This is a genomic window from Bacillus sp. IS1 (assembly GCF_032461585.1).
Lineage (GTDB): Bacteria > Bacillota > Bacilli > Bacillales > Bacillaceae > Bacillus > Bacillus velezensis.
In genome coordinates this window covers 710,277-723,191 of sequence record NZ_JAWCWR010000002.1, presented here as the reverse complement: position 1 = coordinate 723,191, position 12,915 = coordinate 710,277, and the positions used below count along the sequence as shown (strand labels likewise).

Annotated in this window: 7 protein-coding genes and 1 pseudogene; all 8 read right to left on the bottom strand. The window is 32.2% G+C overall.

Annotated features, from left to right (window positions below):
- Positions 1 to 8 precede the first annotated feature (8 nt).
- Positions 9 to 878: pseudogene (locus tag RUW00_RS23010) on the bottom strand (IS3 family transposase).
- A 314-nt stretch (positions 879 to 1,192) separates the two neighbouring features.
- Positions 1,193 to 1,363: a glycine zipper domain-containing protein gene (locus RUW00_RS11655; RefSeq protein ID WP_155238646.1), complete on the bottom strand. Its 171-nt coding sequence runs from the start codon at positions 1,361 to 1,363 to the stop codon at positions 1,193 to 1,195.
- Positions 1,364 to 1,376: 13 nt separating this feature from the next.
- Positions 1,377 to 3,551: a peptidase domain-containing ABC transporter gene (locus RUW00_RS11650; protein WP_315956620.1), complete on the bottom strand. Its 2,175-nt coding sequence runs from the start codon at positions 3,549 to 3,551 to the stop codon at positions 1,377 to 1,379.
- A complete protein-coding gene (locus RUW00_RS11645; protein ID WP_095270656.1) occupies positions 3,548 to 6,499 on the bottom strand; it encodes a type 2 lanthipeptide synthetase LanM family protein in 2,952 nt (983 codons plus the stop codon). Before RUW00_RS11645 ends, RUW00_RS11650 begins: the two co-directional genes overlap by 4 nt.
- A gap of 68 nt (positions 6,500 to 6,567) precedes the next feature.
- Positions 6,568 to 6,774: a class II lanthipeptide, LchA2/BrtA2 family gene (locus RUW00_RS11640; protein WP_025854095.1), complete on the bottom strand. Its 207-nt coding sequence runs from the start codon at positions 6,772 to 6,774 to the stop codon at positions 6,568 to 6,570.
- A gap of 49 nt (positions 6,775 to 6,823) precedes the next feature.
- Positions 6,824 to 9,910 (bottom strand): type 2 lanthipeptide synthetase LanM family protein, encoded by a 3,087-nt coding sequence (locus RUW00_RS11635; RefSeq protein ID WP_021495219.1) that lies wholly within the window; start codon positions 9,908 to 9,910, stop codon positions 6,824 to 6,826.
- A gap of 72 nt (positions 9,911 to 9,982) precedes the next feature.
- Positions 9,983 to 10,213, bottom strand: coding sequence for a plantaricin C family lantibiotic (locus RUW00_RS11630; protein WP_021495220.1), 231 nt, complete (start codon positions 10,211 to 10,213; stop codon positions 9,983 to 9,985).
- A 1,385-nt stretch (positions 10,214 to 11,598) separates the two neighbouring features.
- On the bottom strand, positions 11,599 to 12,891 hold the full coding sequence (gene eno / locus RUW00_RS11625) for a phosphopyruvate hydratase (protein WP_007409956.1): 1,293 nt from the start codon (positions 12,889 to 12,891) through the stop codon (positions 11,599 to 11,601).
- Between the last annotated feature and the right edge of the window lie 24 nt (positions 12,892 to 12,915).

Sequence of the window (12,915 nt, the reverse complement as noted above, 5' to 3'; positions counted from 1 at the left end):
AAACACTTTTAAACAGCCAATTGCCGCTCGTCTATCAATGATTGGCTGTTTAGTTCGTTTGAATACGAATATTGTTATTATAAATGTAATCGTTGACAGTGCATTCTACGATGACGGGCGTGGTTTTGTTTTAACAGCTTTTCTGACACTATGCAACACGCAGCTCTCAGGCAGAATTGGCAACTGATCAAGTGTGTGTCCCCGGATTAAGGATGCAAGAAAAATGAGCATATTTATGCCGTAGCTGATAATATGGAACTTTCAGTCTAATCTCCCTCTTGAAAAAATAGTAACGGACTTCCCGTATTTGCCTTATGGACAGAAAACTGCTACTGATTTTTCTGAATGATACGCTGAAACGTTTTATGGTTAACACGCATTTCCTTTTTTATTAGGGAAGTGATGATCCAATAGCCCTATCGATACCCATGCTTTCGGTATAATGCGCCAATGTGTTTTTCCAAATGCCCTTTGCACTGATTCTTCTTCACATTTTTCTTTCAGAGACAATAAGACGCTCGTGAGATACCTAAAAGATCACAGATATCCTGCAAAACCTTCTACAAGTCCGACTGAAGTTTGGCTTTTAACTTCCTTTCTAATTCGTTGTACTCTTTTAACACTTCATTCGGCTGTCGCAAATAACGATTCTCTGCCTGCAGTCTCTGGTTCGGAAGTAAACCCCAGACCATTCCGTAAGTATATTGCTTTTCAACAGGCTGTTCGGATGTATATCCCCAGCTTTATGCTATCTAATCCAAGTCTGCACGTCCGTGTATTCTTAATATTTAATTTCTGCATCATCTCTTTCATCGGCACGCCTGCCAATCTCATGTCTACACCTTCTGTTTGACTTCAACCGGATCACTTACTCTTATTCCATAGAAAAAACACCTCCAAGTCTAATACCGATAACAGTCATCCGTTTTCAAACTTGAAAGTGTTTTTTTTTTGGCTCATCTTATAGGTCAGTCCCTTTGTTTTTTCTAAAGACATAAAGTTGCAATCTTTTGTTGGTAGGAACATCAAGTAATAGATTAAAACTTAATAATCCATAAAACTCTTATGTTCTTTATACCATTCTAATTTTAAATTCATTAAAATAATTTTAAAGTTTAACACAAATTTCTCAGTTGCTGCCCAAAGGAATAAAATCTCCTCATTGATCTTGATGTTTAAGATATAATTATACTTATTTATTATTATTTTTGTATCTAGCATAAAAATAAAGGTCAATTAACGATCCAATCAATATTCCTATGGAAAGACCATACGGTAAAATATCAAAAACAACTCCTAAAAAAAGACCTAAACAAAAACCTATTACTAGAAATACCGCTCCATCTCCTTTATAGTTTTTCAAATCAAACAACTCCTTAATAGTGATTATGATGAATATGTTTTTTGTTTTTCGTTTGTGAACGATATAGATTACTATATACCCCTTCTAAAGCAATCAGTTCTTCATGTTTACCAACCTCCACCACTTCACCTTTATCTAGGACAATTATAAAATCCGAATCCATAATTGTTGACAATCTATGCGCGATAACCACTCTTGTGCATCCCATTTCACTTAAATATTTAGAAATCAATGTTTCATTCACCAAATCTAATGAACTTGTAGCCTCATCTAAAATTAAAATTTTAGGGTCATTTAAAAGTGCTCTGGCTAGTACAATCCTTTGTCGCTGGCCACCTGATAAATTCATACCCATTTCTGAAATAGGTGTATTATATTTCATTGGCATACTTTCAATTTCTTTATCTATTTGTGCTGCTTTCGCTACTTTTCTCACTTTTTCTATACTAATATTTTTATTATTCAAAGTGATATTTTTCAGTATAGAACTATTAAACAAGGTAATATCCTGGGGTACAATTCCCATTTGTTTGTATAACTGTTTTCTATCTAATTTTTCAAGAGGGATACTATCAAAACAAATTTGTCCTTCAGTCGGATCATAAAGCCCCATTATTAACTTACTAAGTGTACTTTTACCAGAACCAGATGAACCTACTATAGCAATTTTCTGCCCTTCTCTTATTTCCAAAGAAATATTCTTAAGCACCTTTGGAGAATGTTTAGTATAAGAAAAAGAGACGTTTTCAAGCTTTACATTTCCTCTTAATTTAAGGTTTACTGCATTTTCAATATTTTTTTCACATTCAGTCTCTGTAATATCTTTAACTCTTTCTAAGTAAGAAGTAGCTAAGATAAACTGAGTATAAGTACCAAATAAAGCAGTTGTTAATCCAAAAAAAGTAACAGATAAAGAATGATATGCGATAACCTCTCCCATTGTAAATTTATTATCAAAAAATAATAGCAGTTCTAATATTAAAATAACCAAGGGAGCAATTGTTTGAAAAACCTGAGTTACTGTATTAACTACATTTTGTAAAATGGATCTTTTTTTGAATCGCTTTATTACTTCATTAAAACTGTTATTCCAAGTTGAGAAAATTTCATTTTCCATTCCCGAAATTTTAATGGCTGCGATAGAAAAAATAGACTCGATTTGAATGGCTTGAGATTTACTTTGCTCAGCTACTTCATCATCGATGGCCTGCGCGACAGCAGGTCTAGTCAAAAACATGAATATAGTGTTAATTGCAAATATTAATATTGTTATCAAGGTTAATGGTATAGATTTAAAGAACATATACGCTAAAATAAAAACTACCGCTCCTAAATCAATTAGGCCAGAAATTAGTTGAGTTGATAAAAGCTCTCTGAATCCATTCATGCTATTTAACCTAAATAACAAGTCACCAGGTGATCTAAGATCAAAGAATTTAAAAGGAAGTTTTAGAAGATGAGCAAATGTATCAACAACAAGATTTTTACTAAGGAATATATTGAGGCTTATCATTTTGAGCCCTCTAAACAAAACAAACATTCCATACAATATTGATATTAAAAATGTTATCCAAACAATATTACTTATTGAATTTAAATTATTATACTCAATACTTGTATCTATAAGCTTCTGTACCAAAATAGGTACATACAACGTCAATAAATAACTTATTAGAGATAAAAATACTATAATAGAAAATAACAATTTATAGTTTGTAATATTTTTTAATACACCAAACCATACATTCTTATCTTTTCGTTTATTGGGAGTGAAACTTTCTGAAGGAACTGCATATAAAATATAGGACGAGAAACCTTTCTTAAACTCTTCTTCTGTTAATTTTCTTCGTCCATTAGCCGGATCTATAATATAATAATAATTTTCCTTTATTTTTTCAACGACTATAAAATGTTCATTATTCCAATATGCAATAAAAGGAACATTAATTTTTTTTAACCCTAGAATAGTGGATTTATATATATCCGCCTTAAATCCTTTATGAACTAATAAGTTTTTTAACTGCTTAATAGTAAGTCCGTCTCTTCCAGCCTCCAAAAATGACCTTAACTCAAAAAGAGTTTCGTTACTGTTATAAAAACGGATCAACATAGCACAACAGCAAAGTCCACATTCAGTTTGTTGCAATTGTTTTACAATAGGTACTCTCTTTTTTTTCTTCACTATCATTCATTGTAACTCCTTACTTCCATTGCTAACAATGAAGGATTGACAGGATTGTGTAACCTTAATAAGCTGTAGCCTACGCCTCCAAGTCCCAGCATAAATGTATTTAAATCAAAATGATCCTGTAAACCTGGAATAAAACCTTTATTTCTAATATAATTAATTGCATTTTGAGCTTCTTTAAATGCTACTTCCTGAAGATCAATATCATTGAGAAGTTCACTTAATTTCAATAATATATCTATATTACCAAAAATACCATGACATAAGCTATGATCAGTTGTTTTTTTAAATCCATCGGAAAGGAGCTTGCTTATAGCGCAATTTAAATCTTTATCAACTTCTTTATCAACTTCTTTATCAACTACGTTCTCTTTGTTCTTTAACAGATTTTTTAAAAAAGCTCTTGATAGAGCTATACCTCCCGCACCATGACACCAATATACTGGATCAGAGTTCCCCTCTCCTTCTCTTAAATCCTTCCAATTAGAGGTATTCAAATCAAAAAACTTATTTTCTCTTTTCAATAACTCTTTTCCTAAAGTTGTGTATTTTTCGTCTTTAGTAATGTGACCCAGATAACAAAGAGCCCACGTAAAACCAGAATATCCATGTGAAAGTCCTGTTAGATAATTATATTTACCATTCTTTTCTAAGCATTGATATAAAGTATTACCTAGTTTACAACACACGGAGTTTAAAATATCTAATTTAGTTTCCTTATATAGGTTTAATAAAAAAACAATAAGACTAGATACTCCCCCTACAATATCCAATGGTATATCTCCTGAAATATTCATTTCATTTATTTTATTAATATATTTTTTAAATTTTTCATAGTATTTATAATCATTTGTATAAGTGTATAGGTGGTAATATATATAGGCTAAGGAACCTATCCCTGTAAATAATGATAACCGGCCATCCATCTTATCATCACTCAAAAAAAGTTCTTCAATACCTCTCATTCCTGCAAAGGCTAAATCAAAGTACTCTTTATTACCAGTTTCTTTTCCAAGTAAAGCTAAGAATAATATTACTCCTCCACCTTCATATAAGTCAAAGTTCAATGGACCCAATTTTACTTTATTATTCTCAGATATTATAGGTGTTACCCAAGTACATTTGCTTCTATCATTATTCCATATTGCTGTTTCTAAAAATAAGTCTCCTATTTCTGTTGCACACTCTAAATAATTTTTATTATTATTTCCAAATAATTTAGGACGATATTTCTTATTGTGTTTGTTTGTTCTTTTCCAACTGTCTTTTATAGTTGTAGTAAGTGACATTCGAATATAATATTGCTGTTTTTTTAAACTTGTTTTACTTATACTTTTAATTTTGTTTAATACAACATCAAGTAAACACTCTCTAAAAAAATTTACTATACTTGTACTTTTATTACAAATCAAATCCAAAGAATTATACATTGTTGAAAAATACGGAACATCATTACACATTAAAGATTCCAACTCATTTAAATTCTTCTTGCTAAATTTATCTGTTACTCCTTCCGCAATATTTATTTTTTTAAATAATTCCTTTCTTTCCTCAAAACTAGATAAATAATTTGGATGAGTGGAAGCTTCTAAAAACCTTGCATATATACTGGTAGCTCTTAAAACTTGCCTTACTTCCAGGTTGCTGCTTCCTACTGTTTTTACCAAATCATAAAAACCACTTTTATTTTCTAAAACAAAATTATAACAATCTGTAAAACCTTTTAATATTTCTTCAATATAATCTTTAGGGTCTGCGGCTTTCCCATTATATGCAGCTCTGTTTTGAGTACTGTTCATTATTACTGATTTTTTAGTTAACTGAATTTCATCAGTTCCTTCGAAATCTATAATATACGATTTCCATATTTCTGATGTTTGATTTTCATCATTTGATATTCCGCCAAGGTCAAAATCAAATATAGAAGTTTGTAAATTTAATGGGAGAAGCATAGTGCCAAGAACTGAGTAATTAATATCCTCATGAAAATTATCAATTAAATTATTATTTCTTGGTTTATACATAGAATTATTTTTTATCAGAGTCTCCAAGTCAATAACAACAGGATATTCGCCATGTGCAATTAAGTTTTCATGATGCAAATCATCGCATCCTATAATGTGAAAAATAGATAAACTTACACCTACTCTATAAAAATAGAAGTTCAGTTTTTCGGAAGTCTCACATTCTTTATAATCAATAAACTCTTGATAGCCATAGTCTTTATAATTAAGCGTTCTAATTTTATAAATTTTTTTTAGAATTTTATCTGAATTATTAACATAGTCAACTATACTATTAAATAAGATATCAGGAGATAAACTATGCGGCTTATATACAATTTTCCCTTGGTTTGTTTCAATTATTAAGACATTTTTCCCTCCATTATGAGTGTCTCCGCTGCTAAAATAAATATTGGAGACTTCATCAAATTCAATTTTTAGTTCTCTATAAATGTCTTGACGATTTTTTCTTAAATTCTCTAGAACTTCTTTCAAGTACAAGATTTTATTTGATATTCTACTAGAAATTAAATAGGTTAAAACAGGATACTTATTCAAAATTCCAGCCACATATTCACTCTTAAAAATTAAATTATTATAATTCTTATAGCGTAACCTTGAATCTTTTCCTTCTAATAAACCATTTTCTTTTCTTTCATTAATATCAACGATTAAAGTTCTTATACATAACTGAATTAATTCCTGGCTAAAAGCCTCTAACGCACTACTTATAATTTTATGTTTGTTAAGTTTTAAATTATTTTCCTTACTTGCGTTTTCTAAAGTATTAACTAATTTTTGTTGATAAAAATCTAAAAAGAATGTATAAAAGTTGCCAAAGTAATCTTTGTTTTTTATTCTTAATTTTTCTACTTCGTTTGTCGGCGAACTGAAATTAATTACAGCATCTCTGATGAAATTATTGTTTTCATAGCTAATATCCATTTATAACCTCTCCAAAAGATTTAATAGAGAATTGTTTGTTAAAACAATTCTCTATTAACACATTATGTTTATTTGTTACACTGTTTTGTACACGCTGATGTTGGACATGATGCTGCACTTAAAGTAACTGTAAAAGTCGTTCCAGTGAGTCCAATAGTTGCAGTTAAAACGACTGTTGGAGTAGCTCCTCCAGTAGCATTATCACCATTAGCTAATGATATAAGTTCGTCTTCTTCAATAAAACCTGAAGCCTTTTTGACCATATCTTTCTTCATACTTCTCTCACCTCCTTTCAAGTATGACTTTGAATAAGAGTGTTAAAGCTTATTCTAGCCATAAAAAATTAGGAACAATTTCCGGAGCATAATTTTTGATCATTGAGTAACCTATTCCTGATAATCCGATCATTAAACTATATGATCTAGTACAGACTAAGTCTCTCTTTCTCCATTTCTTGGTCAAAACATTTTCAAATAGGTCTTGATAAGTTCTTAAACATCTATTCTTCAAATTAATATTGTTAGTTAAATCAGAAGCATAATTCAATATAGAAAGCACACCTAAATCTCCATGACAATATGTAGGGTTATTGCCAATGCCATTACGAATAGAAGAATCTATTGCAGTCGATATTTCTTTTTCAATGTACTCGTCTTCAAAACCATTATCTTTTAAAATCAATTTACTTAAAAGTATACCTGGAGCTCCGTGACACCATCCATTAGCTAACTTATCTTTATTTTCTGTGGTATACCAATTATTGTGGTCTTCAGAGTACAATCTCCTTTCAAATCTTAAGGCCCTTTGAATGACTTCCAATAATTTTTCATCATTTGTTAACTTAAAATATTTATATAAGTATGCGATAAAACCAGAATTACCATGGGAAAACCCTGAATATGCTGCTGAAAATTTCCCTGGCCACGATATTTGCTCCTCAAAATTTTTTGCTACACTTAATATATGTTCACAATGAGTATGTGAAATCTTTAAAATTTCCTTTTTGTTATTCTCTTCAGTAATATCTGGTATTATGGAAAGCATAACTGCTAAACTACCTAAAGACCCTCCTATTAAATCGTATACTTTATCGAATTTACCTAACTTCGATAAAACACCGATGTTTTCAAGCGAGGTCTTCCTTAATTCTGAATCTCCAAATAAATTAGATAACTTATTTAATGTATAAAAATATCCTGATATACCTTGAAATGCACCTATTAAATATGGGTGATCTTCTTTTATTTCAGAGATAAACTTCTGTATTGGTCTCATAGTTTCGATAGCTGCTTGCTTAAAATCCTTTCTGTTGAGGATTTCGCCCAAGTACCCTAAAAATAGAGCAATCCCTGAATTACCATTATATATATCGAATCCCAATACATTTGCATTCCAAATGTCTTCCTCAATACCCTCAAGACTAGGACCTATCCACATTCTATCTTTTTGTTTTTTATTTATACCACATACACTGTTTTCAACTATAAATTCGCCTATCTGGGTTGCTTCATCTATCCAATTTTCTGACTTAATTTTATTTAAGCTTGCAGCTTTAGAGAATTTTATATCAGTAACTTCTTTCAATCTTTTTTCATTACTAATGTAAGACATTTCAATAAAATCAATCTGTCTTTTCAAATCTTCTTTCGAAAGATTGAAAATCTTTTGCTTTACTGTTTTTATTGGAGGTTCTTCCAGAATGCTGTGAATTCTTTTCCCTCTAGAATCTATTAAATGTTCATGTTCAATAGAGGATCTAAAAAATGGAACGTCCCCAGTTAATAAATCTTTATATTCTGAGTTCAATATATCTTTATACTCTTGTATATAATCAATGCCGATTCTATGTAAAATAATCTTACGTCTATAGGTATCTCTCATAAAATCTGGATGACTTGAGATTCTTAAAAGCTGAGTGTATAAGTAAGTGGGTCTGAAGATAAACCTGCTATTTGTTTCTTTAAAAGTTTGAGAAATTTTATCCCAGAATTCATCTTTATTTAACATCACCCAACTATATAAACTTGCAAAACCATCTTTAATTTGTCCCGTATAATTTTCTGAATATAAGTAAGACCCTGTTTTAATGGAAGGGTTGTTTAATTGAGGTTTAATGAAAGTATTTTTTCTTAAAATTTTAATCGTATCTGTTCCTGCATTTTCAATTACTAATGATTTATGAGGAGAGAGTTGTTCCTTATAGGCAGCTAATCCCCCTATATCTAGACTTATGTCTTTGTCTCCTACTCTCTTAGAAATTTTTGTAGGCAATAAACTTATTGACTGTACAGAGTTATCAACTAATTCAGTTGCTTTAACAACAGCTGACTTTTTATCAATTTGGTCAACCTTTAGTCTTGCATGAAATAATGATTCTAAGTCAACTAATACTGGGAAAGAACCATGGGCTATTAAATTTTCATGATGAAAATCTACTGCATTTAGAAGATACAGTAAACAAAGAAGATTACCTGAACGAGTATAGAAATCATTTGCTTCGTTTTTATTAAAACAACTTTTATAATCTATGTGCTCCATCCAACCTGAATCATTTACTGTATGTATTTGAACTCTTTTGAAATTTAAAATTCCCGGTATGTTTTTCTCGCCCAACCAATATAATACTTCCTGGAAACCTTGTTCAAGCGTTAAATCTCTGGGTTTATAAATTATTTTCTTGCCACTTTTAAAATATATTGTTGAAACAGATTTTCCTTTTTGATGAGTATCTCCTAGACCGGTGGTTATATTTGTTATTGCACCTAAATCGTTATCAGAGTTGAATTTAGAGTTTAATGAACTAATTTCTCGTTTTGTGTTTTTTATTATTTCCATTACATATGTGAAATAATCATCAATCGTTACACATAATAAACTTGTTAATACTTCATATTCTTTATAAACACTTTTTAAAAATGATTCATCATTTAAAGATACAACTAAAAAATGATTTAGTCTTTCTTCCGGGGTAGTCCCCTCTAAATTCCCCTCTAATCTTGCAATATTCACTTCCAAAACAAGAACCCTAAAAGCTTTTTCAAACATTAAATCCATTATATGTTTAATTACCTTTTTCACAAATTCATCCTCATTATCTACTGCATCTTCAATTCTTACTTTTACTAAGAATTCTTCAATTTTGCAGTTAAGAAAAGGAGAAAAAAAATGAAAAAATGGATTATGCTCTAAAAATTCTTCAGAATTTCTCACTAAAAAATCACTTTTTTTATGATCTAAGACTCTATCAATATCTATAATACTTTTATTTTGCTCAATATTAGTATCGTCTCTAATTAATGATTGAATCGTCTTACCAGATACATTTAAAAAAATCTTTTGCAATTCATCTTTATTGTTAACCTCAGGAAACATTTTCATCCAGTATTGGAGATTATATTTGTTAGTTTTCAAAGTTAATGATCCTACCTTAATATATTTTTTGCAAAATAGGCAGTTAATTACACTGCCTATTTTATACTTATTTCAGCAAGTACCTTGACATTCTTTAGTACCTGTACAAACTTTGCCTTTATTTCCAAGAACCTCACTTACTAAAATCCCCCCCAGGCTAGTAGTTGTTGTATTCCAGGTATTGAAAGCTCCTGAAACTTCATGTTCTTTAATTTCTTCAAGAACATCTCCACATGGGTCTATCAAATTTAAATCTTTTGTCACTTTCAATTCTGGTGTTTTTAATATCTTTGTCTTCTTCATACTATCTACCTCCTCATTTTTTACTGGATAAAATCTCTATTAACCTGTTCAATAATAATCTACCATATTTTCCTATAGTAAACAATGGGTTTTATGTAATTTTTTTATTTTATGAGATTCTCGGGGGGGTATTTTATACTTTATTTTAACAGGGCAGTTTTTTATACTACCAAAAAGAAGTCCTTTGTTTTTAGGAATGTAATTTTTAAAATGCTTTAGGAAAGAAATAAAACGGTTTTCACATTACTGCATTACAAATTTTAAAATAAAAAATATCGTAATCCTGCCTTTTGCGCAAGTAAAAGAACAACAGTTATGTTACACAGGAACTCTTATTTAAAGGAGAGAATACTTTCTTTTGGAGTTGTCATCAAAATTATTTAGATTAATAAGGAATTAAGTAACTATTATTTTGTTCTGAGAGGGCGTCAACACAATCAGCTACTACCTTAACTTTTATAAGTATTATATGCAGCTAAATTCCGGGCAGCTGTAGACCATTGTTTTTTATCTAGGGCACAGCTAATGACTATCCGTTCTGTATCTGAGATGGCTGAATTAAGGATATAAGTATCTGTGATCACAAGATTGTTTACTTCTCGTTTTAGGAATATTGAAAGGGTCAGACCATGCTTTGTCATTAACTAAATACTAGTTATACTCACAACCTTACATTAATTGAATGTTTTCATTAAATTTGAAGAAGTGTCCGAGTTGGTGAGTTTTATTGAGCGGATACCATGATCCAATGTATACAGTTGTTCAAACATGGTTTATTTTTCAATACTTCTCTCGGGGTCTAAGAGAGTTTTCTCCTGATGCAGTAACCAGATTCCTACTAGATACCGGGAGTTCCATATCATAAAATGCAAATGTTATCATTTCTTGTATGTTTTCTTGATTCCAAGCGTCTGCTATTCGCTAAACCGACAGTTACTCCGTAAAATGTAATAACCATCCTCCTGTAAGCTTTAAAGCTTCACTGTCCTTTTTCAAGATCGGCTAGTGAAATTTTTAGCCTCAGATATTCGATCCGAGTAATATTAGTAGGTCTGTACTCTCGAACATCCATTCATCAAGGGAGATATCTGGTTTTATGCGCTAAGCTCGAGCGTAGTTATCATTTCTTTATTCACCCTATTGTCATGACTTTTAAAAGTGCGGCATCTTATTTGAAACTTTGCAAGTTCAGTTTGGTCTTAATTATCCATATTCCCAACCTAACATTGTAGGAAATGCGTAAAGATAAACTGATTTTGATCATTCAAACACTCCAACTCAAAAAAACCCTGACTGCTTTTGTCAGGGTAATAGAAATTCTAGAAATTCAGCTCTCCCACACTTAAAAGAGCTTGGCTGCAGATGCAGCCAAGCCCTTTTTATGCTTACTTATTCAAGTTATAGAAAGAGTTGATACCGTGGTATTGAGCAGTTTCAGCCAACTGATCTTCGATGCGAAGAAGCTGGTTGTATTTCGCAACACGGTCCGTACGGGACGGAGCACCTGTTTTGATTTGTCCTGCATTAGTTGCCACAGCGATATCAGCGATTGTGCTGTCTTCAGTTTCACCTGAACGGTGAGAGATAACGGCAGTGTAGCCCGCGCGTTTCGCCATTTCGATCGCATCGAATGTTTCAGTCAATGTACCGATTTGGTTTACTTTGATCAGGATAGAGTTGCCTACGCCGTTTTTGATACCTTCAGCAAGCTTTTTCGTGTTTGTAACGAAAAGGTCGTCACCGACAAGCTGAACTTTTTTGCCAAGACGCTCTGTAAGAAGTTTGTGGCCTTCCCAGTCGTTCTCGTCAAGTCCGTCTTCGATAGAGATGATTGGGTATTTAGAAACCATTTCTTCGTACCAGTCAACCATTTCAGCAGATGTTTTCACAACGCCTTCGCCAGACAGATGGTATTTGCCGTCTTCTTTGTTGTAGAACTCAGAAGATGCAGCATCCATAGCAAGTTTCACTTCTTCGCCAGGTTTGAAGCCGGCTTTTTCGATTGCTTCAACGATTGTTTGAAGCGCTTCTTCGTTAGAACCAAGGTTCGGAGCGAATCCGCCTTCGTCACCGACAGCTGTGTTCATTCCTTTAGCAGAAAGAACGGATTTCAGGCTGTGGAAGATTTGAGCGCCCATGCGAAGCGCTTCACGGAAGTTAGGCGCGCCTACAGGCATAATCATGAATTCTTGAATGTCTACGTTGTTGTCAGCATGCTCTCCGCCGTTTACGATGTTCATCATCGGTACAGGAAGCGTTTTTGAGTTGAATCCTCCAAGGTATTGGTAAAGAGGAATCTGTAAGAAATCAGCAGCTGCGCGCGCACAAGCCATAGATACGCCAAGGATTGCGTTCGCACCGAGTTTGCCTTTGTTTTCAGTTCCGTCAAGCTCGATTAAAAGCTGATCGATTGCGTTTTGTTCAGTTACGTCAAAGCCGAGAAGCTCTGGAGAAATGATTTCGTTTACGTTGTTAACAGCAGTTAACACGCCTTTTCCAAGGTAACGGTCTTTGTCGCCGTCACGAAGCTCAACCGCTTCGTATTCACCTGTAGAAGCTCCGCTTGGCACTAATGCGCGGCCGAAAGCTCCTGTTTCTGTATATACTTCAACTTCAACTGTTGGGTTGCCGCGGGAGTCAAGGACTTCGCGTGCATAAACATCAACAATGTATGGCATGAGTTTGTCTCTCCTTTTGATTTA

What these genes read in the sequence shown, in the direction of transcription:
- RUW00_RS11650 (WP_315956620.1), bottom strand. Translation starts at nt 3,551, where the DNA reads ATGATAGTGAAGAAAAAAAAGAGAGTACCTATTGTAAAACAATTGCAA.
- RUW00_RS11645 (WP_095270656.1), bottom strand. Translation starts at nt 6,499, where the DNA reads ATGGATATTAGCTATGAAAACAATAATTTCATCAGAGATGCTGTAATT.
- RUW00_RS11640 (WP_025854095.1), bottom strand. Translation starts at nt 6,774, where the DNA reads ATGAAGAAAGATATGGTCAAAAAGGCTTCAGGTTTTATTGAAGAAGAC.
- RUW00_RS11630 (WP_021495220.1), bottom strand. Translation starts at nt 10,213, where the DNA reads ATGAAGAAGACAAAGATATTAAAAACACCAGAATTGAAAGTGACAAAA.
- eno (WP_007409956.1), bottom strand. Translation starts at nt 12,891, where the DNA reads ATGCCATACATTGTTGATGTTTATGCACGCGAAGTCCTTGACTCCCGC.